Origin of the sequence: Affinirhizobium lemnae, assembly GCF_022968395.1 — a bacterium.
In the GTDB taxonomy this organism is placed as follows: Bacteria; Pseudomonadota; Alphaproteobacteria; order Rhizobiales; family Rhizobiaceae; genus Neorhizobium; species Neorhizobium lemnae.
Genome location: NZ_JALJQZ010000028.1, coordinates 14174 through 28761, shown reverse-complemented (window position 1 = coordinate 28761; position 14588 = coordinate 14174). Strand labels below are relative to the sequence as shown.

The following is a 14588-nucleotide window of genomic DNA, read 5'->3' as shown; positions in this document are numbered from 1 at the left end:
CGGTCAGCTCGCCTTGACTTCGTTCCAGATTTTCAGCCAATCGGAATAATTGTCAGGTGCTACCGGCCACATGAAATTCTTCATCACATCCATATCGTCGATGAAGATTGTTGCCTGCTCTTCCTTTGTTAGCTTGTTGCGAATTACGGATGATGTGGTGGCATAGTGACCAACACGGGCGACCTGGGTGGAGTACTCAGGGCCGAGCAGATAATTCACGAATTTATAGGCAATCTCAGCCTTCTCGGCGGGCAGGTTGGCAGGCATGGCAAAACAATCGCACCAGCCCATGACCCCGGCTTTCGGCTTCGCCATACCGACCGGAAGCTTGCCCTTCAACTCGTCATAGGGCACGCGCCAGGAGAAGGCGCAGGTGACTTCGCCTGTCGCAAACAGATTTGTGAGGTCGCCAATCGTCTGCCAATAGGTCCGAAGATGGGGCTTTTGCGCAACCAGAAGCTTTTTCGCTTCACCCAGCTCCTTGGCGTCCATGGTGAACACTTTGTCACGCGGGACGCCGGCCACAAGACCCGCAATTGCAATGGATTCCAGAGCATAGTCGCGCATAGCTAACTGACCGGAATATTTTGCATCGAACAGCGTATTGTAATCAGGCTCTTTATCAAACTTGTCGGTGCGGTAGATGATCGGGTTGAGACCCCAAAGGTAGGGGATGGCAAAGGTCTTCCCGGCTTCGTTCTGAGCCTTTTTCGTTGTCTTGAATACATCATACATTAGCGATGCATTTGGAATTTTCGAAAGGTCTAGCTCTTTCAAGAGCCCAGCCTTGATGTAGCGCCAGCTGCCATTCAGCGAAGGGTTGATCATGTCCCAGTCCGCAGCAGAGCCGGTCTTGAGGGCGGCGAATTGAGCATCTTCGCTCGACAGGTAGGAGAGCTTGATTTTGGTGCCTGTTTGCTTCTCAAAGTCCACAACATACTCGGGATGTCCATTGGAATCCCATGTCGCCCAAACCAGCTCAGATACAGCGGCCCATGCAGAGGAGGTGCGTGCAACTGTACCTGCTGCCCCAGCTGCAGCCATTACTGCAAGCAATTCCCGTCGTGTCATTCCTGCGCGCATGATCGGAACCCCCGTTTTTGTTGGTATGCGAGCAGTTTAGGATGCAAGCCAGGCAATGCCTATAACGCAGGAGCAATAGGCTATATTGCCCTTCGCGGAGCAAGTGCATCATTCACCTGCAAAGAAGGCACAGTGTACGTTCCAGGCAGGGGCGGAAGTGTTATCCCATCGAGAGACCGCATGCTGGCCGCCACCTTCTTGATCATGTCACGCAACCAGATCTGATCGGAGGAATGGTGATTTCGCTCATGCCACAGCAGATAAAAATGCATTTTTCCCAGCTCTTCCGGCGCATCCAGTACGGCGAATGGAAAGGATTGTGCTACCTGCTCTGCAAAGTGGCGGCCGGTGGTGAACAATAAATTGGACTGTGCGAGGATATAGGGTGCTATGGCATATTCCGGGACCGTGGCGCTGATCTGACGGGTAAGGCCAAGTTCTATCAAGCGACCGTCGATGGGGCTTAGATGCGCATGACGCCGTGATGTGGGCGACAGATGTTTTTCAAGAAGATATTCATCCATCCGGATGCGATCCGTACGTCGCGTAAAGGGATGACTTGGCCGCACAAGACACACAATGTCGGTCGTTAATATCGAGACCATACGCAAATGCTCGGGCGGGCGAGGCCAGTTGCCAATCACTGCATCAATTGAGCCATCTGACAGGCCAGATAGCAAATCCTCATGCTCCGGTATGGGAGAGACATCAAGACTGACCTTTGGCGCCACGCTGCTGATTTGGCCGATCAGTGGCGGCAAAAATACGGTTCCGAGGCAGTTGGTTGTTACAATGTGGAACTCGCGTGTGGAGCTGGCGGGGTTGAAGTTGGTGCGACGTGCCAGATGGGTATCAATGCGCCCCAAAATTTCCTCCATCGCCACGCGAAGATCCATGCCACGTTCCGTTGGTACAAGACTATTGCCGGACCGCACCAGCAACGGATCATCAAAGATTTCGCGCAGGCGCTTTAACGTCAGGCTGATCGTCGGCTGCGCTTGTCCCAGAATATCTGCGGTTTTGGATACACTGCATTCCGTCAACAGGATCAACAATGTGCGCATCAAGCGAACATCAAGATTACCAATAGGATGTGCTGTCATATTCCTACCTCTATTCAGGGCTGTACTTGAATAAAAGCAATTTTCATGCCAACGGCCAGAGCGGAATCCGATCATGTTGCATCGTATCCTGCTTCGGCGAAATAGTTCTGGCATTCGTTTGGCGTGAAGAGTTTGAGCACGCGCCCGATCCTGTACTAAAGGCCGCTGATGGAGCGCTCGGCAGCCTTGCGCCAACGCTTTCGATCATCTCCCGGACCTTTGGCCCTTTGTGGCTCGATAGATTGTCCATCACTACGATGTCGCCAGGTCGAAGTTCGGGCAGCAACACCTTCTCGACATATGTCTCGAAGCTGATTCGGTTGATCGTTCTATCGATGACGAAGGGTGCAATGAAGCCGCGCAGCGTCAGCGCGCCGATGAAGGTCGTGGTTTTCCAATGGCCATGCGGAGCGCTGACCCGCAGGCGTTCGCCTCTTGCACACCGGCCATGGCGGCGGGCCATGTTTGTCGAGGCCTAGGTCTCGTCGATGAAGACGAGGTGTGGATCCGAAAGAAACTTCCCGGAAAAGTTGCTTAGTGCTTGTGGGGGTTCACGCGGCTGACTTGATATGATTCAAGCTTTGTATGGAACGATTAGTATTGACTGATGCCCAATGGGCGAAGATGGATTCTTATTGCCTGGGCAAGTCGAAGGACCCCGGACGCAGCGGAAGGGATAAGCGCCTTTTCTGGAGGCGGCGCTGTGGATCGTGCGGACAGGCAGTCCGCGGCGCGACTTACCTGCGATGTTCGGAAACTGGAGTACTGCCTATCGCAGATTTCGCGATTGGTGCGAAGCCGATGTTTTCAAAGAGATTTTCGATGCATTATCGGACGACCATGACATGGTAGATACTACGACTGCCAAGGCTCATCGATCCGCAGCCGAGGGAACGTATGGCCCGCCCCGTTGCAAGCGACAATTGGATGATGGTTTGAGCAGTCTGCACAAATGTATCCGGCATGTTGGCGCTCTGGCCACTGCCAAGATGGAGATCCGCGCGTCCTGATCCTCATAAGGGGTCGGTCTCGAAGGCCATTTTGCGCCGGAGGTTTTCGGGACGCCGATTGACTGTCAGGCCATCTGCCTTTCACTACTCGCAGTTCATCGCACCCGGCGGCGTTTTCACCACGTGCGCATTCCCATATGTCTTATGCTGTTGTCACCGGGACCGTCTTGTAGCTTCGCTCATGGTGGAGCAAGGCCCACACGGTTCGCTCCATCTTCGCGGCCAATGCGACGACAGCGACATTGGAATGGCTGCGTGCAAGAAGGCCTCGCAGCCACGCCCAGATTGCGGTGTCGCTCTTTGCCAACGAGGGCATGGCGGATCGTGCACCCTGAATCAGCATATTGCGCAGGTATCTGCCACCGCCGCCGATACCCAAGAGCTTGGGTCTTCCGCCGGTGGTAGCTTGACGAGGCACGAGGCCCAACCATGCTGCAAGGTCGCGTTCCTTGGCGAACGTCGCTGCGTCGCCGACCGCAGCAACCAATGCCGTGGCGTTCAGCGCCCCGATGCCGGGAACTCCGTCAAACGCCGACCCCGCACGTCGGCTCGGGCCATGGCCGCGAACTCGGCATCAAAGGAGGCGATGCGCCGATCGAGTTCTTCCCAGCGTGTGCGCATGTCACCCAGTAGGAATGCCATTGCGCGGGCTCAGTGCGATCGCATCGGTATCCAGCAACTCGCCGAGCAAGAATCGTAGTCGAGCATGCCCTTGTGCTACGACATGCCCGCGCTCCAAAAGCAAGCTTCTGATCTGGTTGGTCAGCGAAGTGCGTTCACCGACCAGGCGGTCGCGCACTCGGTGGAGCGTCTGAGCGTCGAGTTGTTCCTCGCTTTTGAGTTCGACAAAACGCATGGTGGGGCGGGTTGCGGCTTCGGCGATCGCTTTTGCATCACAGTCATCGTTTTTCTGGGCCTTTACGTAAGGCCGCACATATTCCGGCGACATGAGTCTAACCTGATGCCCCAGCGCCGCCAGTGACCGCCCCATATGATGGGTACCACAGCAAGCTTCCATCGCCATGATACATGGCGGCAGCTTGGCGGCAAAACCGATAACTCCATCACGCCGCAGCCGCTTTCGAACAACGACCATTCCACTTTAGTCCAGCCCAACAAGGCTGCAGCTATTCTTGCCCAGATCACTGCCAAGAATCATTATAGGCATGGTTCGCTCCTTCCTCCTGAACACTGGCATCATACACTGGTGCCGGCGGGAGGGGCGGGCCATCCATAAATGGGGGCGGACGCGCAGGCGATTGGCAGGTCTCGCGGCGGTCGCACCACCAAATTCCACGTGGTTGCCGATGCCAAGGGGCGACCGCTGGCTTTTGAGATCACGCCCGGTCAACTGTGTGATGTAAGAGCTGCTCTGGCATTGATTGCCCCATTGCCACCAACAGGGAAGATGGCGGCAGATACGGCTTATGACAGCAACGGATCGCCAGTTCCTCACCCAAAGCGGAACCTTGCCGCTTCTGCTTTCGATGTACTGGGATAATGCCTTGCGCTGGTATCCGTCCATTCGTTCGGCATGGTCTCAGACATGGGGACTGGAACGATGACTGGTATGGACGTTTCCTTACGCCTTCGCCTTGAAAACCAGCTGTCCCGGCCAGCAGATCAAGCCAAGCGCGATCTGAACGAGGTACGCCAAACGGCGGAACGGCTTGGACGTACCAAAGCCGGTGAACAGCTTGGCCAAGGTTTGAGGCAGGTTGGAAGCGATGCCGACAAGGCGCGTGAACGCCTTGGACAACTGAAAAAGTCAGCCCACGCCGTTGATAAGGCCACCGGCCAGATTTACGGCGGCTCACTTGCCAAGCTGAAAGTTGATGCTGGTCAGGCCGAATGGGCAATCCGGTCCATAAAGTCGGAAGCAACCGAACTAAAGGCCGCATTGGGCAATGTGGACAATAACGCATTCGCTGGCCTGAAAAGCGATGCAGCGCAAGCAGAAACGGCGATTGGCCGTGTTGCGCAAGCCGTCGCAAACCTGAAGCAGAAACTGACAGGCGTGAATGCCGGTGGACAAGTCGCCCCGCATACCGGTGCTCCCTATCGTCAAGGTGCAAGCGTTGCGCCACGCGCTGGCATCATGTCCGCCATTGAAGGTGCCGCTGATCAGATCGCCGTCCCTTTGGCTGTGACGGCAGGTGGTGCTTACCTTATGGGGGCAGTTCCGGCAGGCGTGGCCGTTGCCGGTGTCGCGACGGTCAAAGCCGCCGCCAACGATGAACAGCGAAGCGATGCCTTGCGCGTGACTGGTGAGTATGACGACAAGGAACAGAAGCGGATTGACGAGATCTTGGGTCGGGCCGGTGCGAAATACGGCGTTGGCACAGCAAGAGCGCAGGAAACATTCGGCACGCTGATTAGCAATGGCGTGGATGCCAAAGATGCCGCGACGATGACGGAAGGCGTGATCAAGGTCGGTAAGGCCACAAACGCCGATCCGGTGGACGTTGCCGGAACAACCGTTTCCATGCGGGAGATCATGGGGCTCAAACCGTCTGACATGCCTGCCGGTTACGAAAGCATCGCGGTCGGCGGCAAAATGGGCAAGTTCGAAGTGAAGGACATGGCACAGCATGGCCCTTCGCTCTTTGCTGCTATGGCCGGACAAGGCTCAACCGGCCTCAGAGGCGTTCGTCTTACATCTGCCATGGGTGCAGTCTATTGCCCGTGAAGCCGGGAGCAACGATCAGGCCAAGACGTCCTATGAAGCCATGTTGACCGATATGGTTTCACCTGATGTGGCTGGCCGCTTCGAAGAGGAGTACGGCCAGAACATTTACCAAATCCGCAAGGATGCTATCGCGGCTGGGAAAGACCCCGTTCTGGAATCCTTGCGCGCCTATCAAAAAGCCGTCCAGGGCGACGAAGAGAAGACGCGCAGCCTCTTCCGGAACTCCGAGGCTTACAGAGGTTACAATGCAGTCTTCAAGGATTTGGACCTCATCGTCAAACGCATGGAGCAGATGGAAAATGCTGGCGGCGTTATCGACGGTGATTATGGGACCAATACCGACAACCTGAACTCTCAGGCAGACAGAGCGACGTCTGCCGCCGCATACAGGCTGAAGAAGATCGCGGAACCGGCTCTTCCTGTACTAACCGAAGGCATGCGCGGATTTGCAGACAATCTGATGCGTGAAGGTGAGCGGCCTAGCGATAAACAGCTCTTCATGGATGAATGGCGCAGGCGCTACCCGAACGGCTCTGATCAAAGCCAGCCAAGCCTTCGGCAACGTTTCCTTTACGGCAAAGGTGCCGAGCAGATTTCAGTCTCCGCGAGCACATGGACCTAAGAACGGGCGGCGGCCCTACCGGGGATGCTTCCGGCGTGGCATTAGGTGCCGCATCCGATGTAAAGCAAAAGCTTGGCATCGACATGAAGCCCGCTGCCGAACAGTCTATGCAGGCTTATCGGGACGGATTGATTGAACAGGGTAAGATTGCGGAAGGCGATGCTCGCGGCATTGTCGTGCGTCTTATGGGCATTTTGAACTTCCACGTTAGCCCGACGATTGTCGATCCCGGCCAGCCGCGACAGGCGCAACCCGCCGCCGATCCGCAGAAGCACACCTCGCTTCAACAGTCATCGAACATCAGGCTTACACAGAACATCACCACGCCGAACCCGAAGCTTGCGGCGCTCAAAGCGCGGCGCGATGAGGCCCGCGCAATTCAAAAGGCGAAAGCGCGGTCTCTGCACGATGTGGGAAGGGGCCTCGCGTGATTAATAAGCCGCTCATATCTTTCGTTGGAGACGAGACAATCAGCCATCAGGCACGCTATCCTTCAAGTCATCCAGTGGACCCTCCAAGGCTGTACGAGGAAGTACAAGCTGCGGTTCGATCAATACAATTCTGGCCGTATCATTCTCGATGTCGAGAAGTTCGAAACCTTTTTCTAACATTTCCGAGATGTTTGGTCGGATCATGTAAACAGGAAATGGCAAGAATGAACCAAAGGGATCATAGTCGAAACATCCCACGACAATATCCTCAAAAGCTTCGCCGTCATGTTTGCCCATGAAGCGTAGTAATCCCTCAAAGTTGATCGAGGAGTTTATAAAGAAGCAGCGCGGTAACGTGCCATGGCGCTTATAAAAACGTTCGAAAGCCATGGCCGTCATGCTTGGGGAGTAACCCGTACTTTCGCTATCGCTTCCTCGGGAGCATCCAACGAGTTCGCTCTTGGCGGAATGAAAGCCAATAATGCGTTCCCGGCTGGCATGGTCATCGCGACCACCGAACATGTAGACATCATCGGGGCTCAGTCGTCCCATCTGTTGCGCGTGACGGATTATGGCGGCTGTCAGAGCACGCGCGCCCTGCCGGTTATCGGAAATTACCGAACTCGCCAGGTTACCTGGCAGATCGATGTTGACATGAGGGATCCTCGCACGCGAACAAATTCCATGAACGCCGTCGGGATCTGTCGCGCCAGCAATGAAAAGCGAATCGATCGAATAAGCCACAAGTGATTCTACAACACGACGTTCTTCCTCAGGACACCGTCGCCCAGAAACTACGACAGGGAGAAGGCCACGATTGCGTGCCTGCACCTCAAAGGTTTGAGCCAAGGAAGAAAAATAGCGTGTATCGTAGACCGGCAGGATAAGGCCAGCAAGACCGGAGCGCGAGCTTCGTAAAGCCCTGGCTTGCTGGTTGGCGGTATATCTGAGTTCCTCGGCCAGAGACGTGATCCGCTTTGCGGTTTTCTCGGAGATCCGACGCTTACGCCAGGAACCGTTTAGCACGGCGCTAACAGTCGATGCCGACGCTCCCGATCTGATCGAGAGATCGTAAATCGTTGCTTTCTTTTGTTCTTTTTCGTTCATGCCGGAATCTCCCTGCGTCTGGCATTTGTAGATCACTCGCCCTATTGACGAAAGGGTGCTTAGTGATAATGTAAATGCACCATCGATTGAGCATGAGAGAAATATCGATTGTGCTGGTGGTTCGCTAGAGGAGCGACGAGGGGAGGAGCCTGCGTCAGGCTCGAGGTATTCAACCGCAGGGCAGTGCTCTCGCGGTAACGCCTTTCCGCGTCAGGGGATAACAAGAGGAGGAGGCCCCATGAAGAAAGTTTTTGCAGTCGCGCTTGGCATTTCGCTGGCGCTTTTCACATCTACTGCAGCATTTGCCGCCGAGACGAAAATCGGCGTCGTCGTGAAGATTGGAGGCATTCCCTGGTTCAACGCCATGGAGGCCGGTATCAAGGAACGTAGTGCAAAGTTGGGCGTCAATGGTTTCATGGTCGGGCCTACCAGCGCCGATCCTGCACTACAGGTTCGCGCGATCGAAGACCTGATCGCCCAAAAAGTTGATTTCATTGGCGTTGTCCCGAATGATGCCAAAGTGCTGGAGCCCGTTTTGAAGAAAGCGCAGGCAGCTGGCATCAAAGTCATCACACACGAATCGCCGAAGCAGGTTGGTGCGGATTGGGATTTCGAACTGGCATCTGCAAAGGGTTTCGGTGAGGCCCATGCCAAGCTCCTCGGTGAGAAGATGGGTGGCAAGGGCTCCTACGCGGTATTCGTAGGTTCTTTGACCGTGCCTCTGCATAATGCTTGGGCAGATGCTGCGATCGCCTATATCAAGGCTAATTATCCGAACATGAAGCTTGTCGGGGACCGTTATGGCGTTGCCGAAGACCTCGACAAGAGCCGCTCCACCGCGCTTGATTTGATGTCCGCCAATCCTGATCTCGCCGGTTTCCTGGCATTTGGTTCCCAGGGGCCGATTGGCGCCGGTCGCGCCGTGGAAGAGCGCCGAAAGGACGGCAAGGTCTTCGTAACTGGTCCATTTTCTCCAGGGCAGGGAGCTAAGCTTATCAAGAGCGGCGCCTTGACCGGAGGCTTCATGTGGAATCCGAAGCAGGCAGGCGAGGTCTTCGTGACGCTTGCTGACCGCATTGCCAAAGGCCAGACACCGAAAGCCGGGGACAACATTGAAGGTCTTGGCACAATCACGCCCGATGGCAATACTATTGTTGTCGATCAGCTTTTGAAGATCGACAAGGAAAGTATCGATAAGCTCGTCTCCATGGGTCTCTGAACCTCTAGGAGACCTGGGGCTGCGTCAACGTTAGGAATGCGCGGCCCCTTCGACTTCCAAGGCATGCGAATGACCACGGGATGCGTGGCCAGACGGAGTATACGCGATGGCTGGCGTCAGTCCGCTTCTTTCCCTGAAAAACATCAACGTTACGTTTGGCGGCGTCCGTGCTCTCAAAGGGGTATCGTTCGAGGTCAACCCCGGCGAGGTTCATTGCCTGGCTGGCGAAAACGGTTGCGGCAAAAGTACGCTGATCAAGGTGATCACTGGTGTTTATAGACCACAACTTGGAGCCCAATTTACTTTCGACGGTAAGCTGATTGCGACGATGACGCCAAACCTTGCGCAATCGCTCGGGATACAGGTCATCTGGCAGGATCTTGCGCTTTTCGGCGAAATGTCAGTGGCGGAGAACATCAGCTTCCAGCTTGCGGTCAAAGGCAAGTATGGTCTAGTCGATAAGCGTGCCATTGAGGAGGCGGCTAGGAAGGCCTTGGCGCGCCTTGGTGTAAGTCTGGACCTCCACCTTCCACTGAAGGAGTTGCCGATTGCGCAGCGACAGATTGTAGCAATCGCCCGCGCCCTTGTTGGCGAAGCGCGGCTGGTGTTCATGGATGAACCAACGGCTTCGTTGACGCAATCGGAAGCGGATTACCTGATTGGGATTGTCCGTAATCTTTCGGATTCGGGGGTGGCGGTCGTTTTCGTCTCCCATCGATTGGCAGAGGTTCTAGAGATCTCCCATCGCATAACCGTGCTGCGGGATGGTTCTATGGTGGGTGTCTATCCAGTCGAGGGCATGACTCAGTCGCGGGTGACCGAATTGATGACCGGTCGCAATTTCGATAGCGCTGTGATCGCCGCCGATCATGTGGATGCGCCGGTGGTTCTTTCTGTTCGAAACCTCACGCGCGACGGCGAATTCTCAAATGTGTCTTTCGATATTCGGCAAGGCGAAACACTAGGCATCACAGGCCTTTTGGGGGCTGGACGTACGGAGTTGGCCCTGACCCTGTTCGGAATGCGCCGCCCTCACTCGGGGGAGATCATTGTGGAAGGGCAGAGGGTGAGTTTTGCCTCCAATCGAGACGCGATCCGGGCTGGCATTGCCTATCTTTCCGAAGACCGACTTTCGCTTGGTCTCAACCAGCCTCAGTCCATCGCTGATAATCTCGTTATGGCTTCACTTGATCGAATTCTTGTCGGCGGTCTCATCTCGTCGAGGCGTAAGGCAGAGGTCGTTTCCCGCTGGATCTCAGAGTTGGCCGTAAAGATCGGCAAACCTCATGATCCGATCCGTACCTTGTCAGGCGGCAATCAGCAACGGGTGGCCATCGCCAAATGGCTGGCCATCGGTCCGAAAATATTGATCCTGGATGCGCCAACCGTCGGTGTGGATGTCGGAGCAAGAGCAGGCATTTTCGAAATTGTTCGCAAACTTGCAGCAGAGGGTCTGTCCATCGTCATCATCTCCGACGAACCTCCGGAGGTCTATTTCAACGCCGACCGTGTAGTGCACATGGCGGATGGCTGTTTTAAGTCAGTCTACGATCCGCGTCAGATATCACTTACAGAACTGGAGTCCGCCGTCTATGCGTAGACTCATCCAAAGTAAACCAACCGAGCTGACGCTGCTTGCCGTGACAGTCCTGCTTTGTCTTGGGCTATCCGTCGGTACGGATCGGTTTTTGACCATCGCCAACGCCTTCGACGTGCTAAATGTTTCAGCCGTGAACATCATCTTCGCGGTCGGCCTGCTGGTAGTTTTGATCTCAGGGGGCATCGATATATCATTCGCAGTCGCGGCTTCCGTTGTTCAGTATGTCACCGTACTGGCTCTGCTGACTCTGGGAGGCGGCAACTGGGCCGTAGGTTTCATCATTGCGGGCTGTGTCGGAATGGGACTTGGCCTGATCAACGCCTTTCTCATTTATCGGCTTCAGATTATCTCGATTGTCGCAACCATCTCGACATTCAATGTATTCTTCGGTCTTCTGATGTTCGTCACCAAGGGCGTTTCTATTTACAATCTGCCTGATTGGCTTGCAACGCGCTTTGTTTTCTTCGAGCACGAGATGGCGGACGGTTCCTGGATAGAGTTAACCTTGCCGGTCGTGGTGATGATACTTTGCTGCATAGCAACATCCTTCATGATCTCGCGCACGACAACGGGGCGTAAGCTTTATGCCTTTGGCGATAATCCCGAAGGTGCGCGCCGCTTCGGTATCAATATCGCGGCCATGCATTACGTCTCCTTTGGCTGGCTAGGTCTGATGGCGGGTATCGCAGGTCTCATGCAGGCGCACTATGCCCAGGAGGTCGTGCCCAATGCCCTTTACGGACGCGAACTGGATGTTCTCGCCGCGACGGTTCTGGGCGGTGCCCGCCTAGGTGGTGGCAAGGGTTCGGTACTGGGCTGCGTGCTCGGCGTCCTGCTCGTTTCCATTACGCAGAACGGCCTGAATCTGATGGGTGTCTCACCGTTCGCCTTCAAGATGATTGTAGGTGCCATCATCCTTGCCGCTATCACACTGTCTTCCACTCGCTTCGACAAGCTCCTGCCGAAAGCGCTGCAAAACTCCGTACGAAAAGGGAACCACCGGTCATGAAGGCATTTGTCCGGAACTTCAGGGCCAGTTTCGGCCCAGATATGGGCGGGCCGATGGTGGCTCTTGTGGCCGTTCTGCTGATTTTCGGCCTCGCGGCAGACAACTTTCTCTCCATGGCGACATTCGGCTCGGTTGCCTTCCAGCTTCCGGAACTGGGTTTGTTGACGCTTGCCATGCTTTTGCCGCTGCTGACTGGTGGCATCAACCTGTCCATCACCTTTGCGGCGAACCTTTCAGGCCTCGCCGCAGCCTGGGTGTGGCAGACTCATGGCGGCGTGGACGCACCCACCAGCGCTTTTCTCTTCGCCTGCCTGGCCGCCCTTGGGACTGGAGCTGCTACCGGTGCGCTGACGGGCGTTGCCATTGCCTACACCCGCGCTCATCCTATTCTCGTAACCCTGTCGATGATGATCTTTCTGCGCGGTCTTGGAGAGTTTTTGACGCGCGGCGGTGATATCTCAGGCTTTCCAAGCTATGTGGGCCTCATCGGTCATGGATCGATCTTTGGCCTCCCGGTCCCCTTGTTGATCTTCCTCGTTTGTGTAGCGACTTGGCATGTTCTTCTGACCCGCAGCAAGCTTGGTTTTGGTCTGCTGATGATCGGCTCCAATTTGGAGGCGGCGCATTATTCGGGCCTGAACACGCGCAAGATCGTTGTTTTGGTCTACACCCTATCAGGCATCATGTGCGCCATTGCCGGTATTATCATGCTGGCCCGGTTCAACTCCGTGCGCGTAGGCCATGGCGAATCCTATCTGCTGATCACTGTGCTGGCGGCTTTCCTCGGCGGTATCAATCCGTTTGGCGGGTTCGGTCGCGTGCTTCCGGTCTTCGTGGCACTGATCGTTCTGCAATTGCTTTCCTCCGGCCTCAATCTCATGGGCGCAAACCAGCATCTCGCAACCGCTCTGTGGGGCGTGTTGATGATTGTTGTGATGGCGGCACGCACACTGGCTTCGAACTCTCACATTTTTAGAAGAAAGAAGGCCTGACGTGCAGCCAGATGGGATTCATGCAACGGTGTGGGCCACGATTTGGCACCACGCTGGAGTAAAACGGGATATCGAAGGAGCTGCAAGCTATCGTCAGGATTTCATTGAAATCCCTTGGATTGAACTTCTAACCTGCAACGCAAAACATAGCCGCCTACTATTGGGAAAGTATGGGCTTGGCGCCGGTATATACGGACTGCGAGACATGTTGCGGCGCCTCAAAACGAATAAGAATAATGGTGCCGCAGTTCCCGTCTTCGACAGCTCGCTCGAGGTCGCCCGAGCAGGGGAATGGCCCATACTTCGATCGAAGGAGGTAATCGTATGTGAAGGCAACTGTCTTCTGGCACGGCAAACGCCGTGGGACAGGCAAAAGTCAATGTTCGATCTGATCGTTTTCGTCGAGGAACTGCGCCGCCGCATTGTCGGCCGGTGGCGCAGTTTCGGCTTGTTCTCTGAGGATAGCCAAAAGACAGTGGAGCGAGGCTTGTCGAACGGCTTCTTCATCGCTTCAACAGCACAGATCCCTATCTGCGCGTGAACAACAGCAAGTGAGGCAGTCCAACAGGACGGTTCTTTCTTGTCTATCTCAAAGGAAAAATACCAATGAAACATGGAATTTACTATTCTTACTGGGAGCACGAGTGGAGCGCAAAATTCGGCCCTTACATTGAAAAGGTCGCCAAGCTGGGCTTCGATGTCATTGAAGTCGCGGCACACCATATCAACGAGTACAGTGATGCAGAACTGGCTGCTATCAAGCAAAGTGCGATTGACAATAACATTATCCTGACCGCTGGCATCGGCCCGTCCAAGAACAGTTATCTTTCCTCTCCGGATGCGGCAGTTCGCGCCGCTGGAAAAGCCTTTTTCGAACAAACGCTCACCAATGTCGCAAAGCTTGATATCAAGACTATTGGTGGCGCTTTGCATTCCTATTGGCCGGTCGATTATTCGCAGACGGTGGACAAGGAAGGCGATTGGGCCCGGGGTGTGGAAGGCATCCATGGTATCGCGGATTTTGCGAACAACCTTGGGATCAACCTTTGCATCGAGGTTCTGAACCGCTTCGAGAACCATGTGCTCAATACAGCCGCCGAAGGGGTTGCCTTCGTGAAGCAAGTCGACAAGCCGAACGTCAAGGTCATGCTCGATACCTTTCACATGAATATCGAGGAAGATAGTTTCGGAGACGCGATTCGTACTGCAGGCACGCTTCTCGGACACTTCCATACAGGGGAAAGTAATCGCCGGGTTCCGGGCAAGGGACGGATGCCTTGGCATGAAATCGGCACGGCGCTGCGGGAGATCAATTATACAGGTTCAGTCGTTATGGAGCCCTTCGTAAAGACAGGTGGAACAATCGGATCTGACATCCGTGTGTGGCGGGATCTGACAAATGGTGCCGACGAAGCAAAGCTCGATGAGGATGCACGCCATTCGCTGGCATTTTCCAGATTTGTCCTGGGTGGTTGATAATCACACCGCAGCTGGATTTCTGGAAGATCGCCTCACATCACCGCAATTTGAGTCTCGATCTTTCAGATTCGCTTCTGACGCTTTAACCCTCTGATTTGTCGTAGGTCCTTATCGCAAAACCGCAGCACATTTTGCGTGGGCCATGCGATAGTCTTTCATTCGTTGTATGGATCATCTGCTCGGAGGCCCGCAGCGATAGGCGGTTCACTCCTTTACGGAAGACTCACCATCAGGATCAGGGCAA

13 protein-coding genes and 2 pseudogenes are annotated in these 14588 nt (G+C 55.1%); 10 read left to right on the top strand and 5 right to left on the bottom strand.

Annotation, left to right across the window (positions count from 1 at the left end; genetic code table 11):
* Nucleotides 1-3: 3 nt before the first annotated feature.
* The 3 genes and pseudogenes from MUU53_RS16180 to MUU53_RS16170 form a co-directional block, all read right to left on the bottom strand.
* Nucleotides 4-1044 carry an ABC transporter substrate-binding protein gene (locus MUU53_RS16180; protein WP_247261817.1) on the bottom strand — a complete coding sequence of 347 codons (1041 nt, stop codon included), beginning with the start codon at nucleotides 1042-1044 and terminating at the stop codon, nucleotides 4-6.
* Nucleotides 1045-1163: 119 nt separating this feature from the next.
* On the bottom strand, nucleotides 1164-2186 hold the full coding sequence (locus MUU53_RS16175) for a LysR family transcriptional regulator (RefSeq protein WP_247261841.1): 1023 nt from the start codon (nucleotides 2184-2186) through the stop codon (nucleotides 1164-1166).
* A 71-nt stretch (nucleotides 2187-2257) separates the two neighbouring features.
* Nucleotides 2258-2694: pseudogene (locus tag MUU53_RS16170) on the bottom strand (transposase); the annotation flags it as partial.
* A gap of 181 nt (nucleotides 2695-2875) precedes the next feature.
* On the opposite strand from MUU53_RS16170, the gene MUU53_RS23390 reads away from it, so the two are divergent.
* A complete protein-coding gene (locus MUU53_RS23390) occupies nucleotides 2876-3196 on the top strand; it encodes a transposase (protein WP_377307159.1) in 321 nt (106 codons plus the stop codon).
* A 142-nt stretch (nucleotides 3197-3338) separates the two neighbouring features.
* Here the strand turns inward: MUU53_RS23390 and MUU53_RS16165 are convergent.
* Nucleotides 3339-4292 (bottom strand): annotated as a pseudogene (locus MUU53_RS16165) (IS110 family RNA-guided transposase).
* Between the two features lie 465 nt (nucleotides 4293-4757).
* Here MUU53_RS16165 and MUU53_RS16155 point away from each other — a divergent pair.
* The 3 genes from MUU53_RS16155 to MUU53_RS16145 are packed head-to-tail and all read left to right on the top strand — an operon-like array spanning nucleotide 4758 to nucleotide 6938.
* On the top strand, nucleotides 4758-5885 hold the full coding sequence (locus tag MUU53_RS16155) for a phage tail tape measure protein (RefSeq protein WP_247261816.1): 1128 nt from the start codon (nucleotides 4758-4760) through the stop codon (nucleotides 5883-5885).
* Nucleotides 5866-6507, top strand: coding sequence for a hypothetical protein (locus tag MUU53_RS16150; RefSeq protein WP_247261815.1), 642 nt, complete (start codon nucleotides 5866-5868; stop codon nucleotides 6505-6507). The genes MUU53_RS16155 and MUU53_RS16150 overlap by 20 nt, the downstream gene beginning before the upstream one ends.
* Before the next feature lie 35 nt (nucleotides 6508-6542).
* Nucleotides 6543-6938, top strand: a complete 396-nt coding sequence (locus tag MUU53_RS16145) for a hypothetical protein (protein WP_247261814.1) — start codon at nucleotides 6543-6545, stop codon at nucleotides 6936-6938.
* A gap of 39 nt (nucleotides 6939-6977) precedes the next feature.
* On the opposite strand, the gene MUU53_RS16140 is transcribed toward MUU53_RS16145, so the two are convergent.
* Nucleotides 6978-8045, bottom strand: coding sequence for a LacI family DNA-binding transcriptional regulator (locus MUU53_RS16140; protein ID WP_247261813.1), 1068 nt, complete (start codon nucleotides 8043-8045; stop codon nucleotides 6978-6980).
* 238 nt (nucleotides 8046-8283) lie between these two features.
* Here MUU53_RS16140 and MUU53_RS16135 point away from each other — a divergent pair, with 238 nt between their 5' ends.
* The 6 genes from MUU53_RS16135 (at nucleotide 8284) to MUU53_RS16110 (ending at nucleotide 14341) form a co-directional block, all read left to right on the top strand.
* Entirely contained in the window at nucleotides 8284-9264 is a 981-nt protein-coding gene (locus MUU53_RS16135; protein WP_247261812.1) for an autoinducer 2 ABC transporter substrate-binding protein, read from the top strand.
* A 106-nt stretch (nucleotides 9265-9370) separates the two neighbouring features.
* Nucleotides 9371-10864, top strand: coding sequence for a sugar ABC transporter ATP-binding protein (locus MUU53_RS16130; protein ID WP_247261811.1), 1494 nt, complete (start codon nucleotides 9371-9373; stop codon nucleotides 10862-10864).
* Nucleotides 10857-11873 carry an ABC transporter permease gene (locus MUU53_RS16125; protein ID WP_247261810.1) on the top strand — a complete coding sequence of 339 codons (1017 nt, stop codon included), beginning with the start codon at nucleotides 10857-10859 and terminating at the stop codon, nucleotides 11871-11873. The genes MUU53_RS16130 and MUU53_RS16125 overlap by 8 nt, the downstream gene beginning before the upstream one ends.
* Complete coding sequence (locus MUU53_RS16120; protein WP_247261809.1) at nucleotides 11870-12865, top strand: ABC transporter permease; 996 nt, start codon at nucleotides 11870-11872, stop codon at nucleotides 12863-12865. Before MUU53_RS16125 ends, MUU53_RS16120 begins: the two co-directional genes overlap by 4 nt.
* 379 nt (nucleotides 12866-13244) lie before the next feature.
* Nucleotides 13245-13406, top strand: coding sequence for a nucleoside/nucleotide kinase family protein (locus MUU53_RS16115; protein WP_247261808.1), 162 nt, complete (start codon nucleotides 13245-13247; stop codon nucleotides 13404-13406).
* A gap of 65 nt (nucleotides 13407-13471) precedes the next feature.
* Complete coding sequence (locus tag MUU53_RS16110; RefSeq protein ID WP_247261807.1) at nucleotides 13472-14341, top strand: D-psicose 3-epimerase; 870 nt, start codon at nucleotides 13472-13474, stop codon at nucleotides 14339-14341.
* Nucleotides 14342-14588: the final 247 nt, after the last annotated feature.

Coding starts and splice junctions, on each gene's coding strand:
- MUU53_RS16180 (WP_247261817.1), bottom strand. CDS start 1,044: ATGGCTGCAGCTGGGGCAGCAGGTACAGTTGCACGCACCTCCTCTGCA.
- MUU53_RS16175 (WP_247261841.1), bottom strand. CDS start 2,186: ATGACAGCACATCCTATTGGTAATCTTGATGTTCGCTTGATGCGCACA.
- MUU53_RS16155 (WP_247261816.1), top strand. CDS start 4,758: ATGACTGGTATGGACGTTTCCTTACGCCTTCGCCTTGAAAACCAGCTG.
- MUU53_RS16140 (WP_247261813.1), bottom strand. CDS start 8,045: ATGAACGAAAAAGAACAAAAGAAAGCAACGATTTACGATCTCTCGATC.
- MUU53_RS16135 (WP_247261812.1), top strand. CDS start 8,284: ATGAAGAAAGTTTTTGCAGTCGCGCTTGGCATTTCGCTGGCGCTTTTC.
- MUU53_RS16130 (WP_247261811.1), top strand. CDS start 9,371: ATGGCTGGCGTCAGTCCGCTTCTTTCCCTGAAAAACATCAACGTTACG.
- MUU53_RS16125 (WP_247261810.1), top strand. CDS start 10,857: ATGCGTAGACTCATCCAAAGTAAACCAACCGAGCTGACGCTGCTTGCC.
- MUU53_RS16120 (WP_247261809.1), top strand. CDS start 11,870: ATGAAGGCATTTGTCCGGAACTTCAGGGCCAGTTTCGGCCCAGATATG.
- MUU53_RS16115 (WP_247261808.1), top strand. CDS start 13,245: ATGTTCGATCTGATCGTTTTCGTCGAGGAACTGCGCCGCCGCATTGTC.
- MUU53_RS16110 (WP_247261807.1), top strand. CDS start 13,472: ATGAAACATGGAATTTACTATTCTTACTGGGAGCACGAGTGGAGCGCA.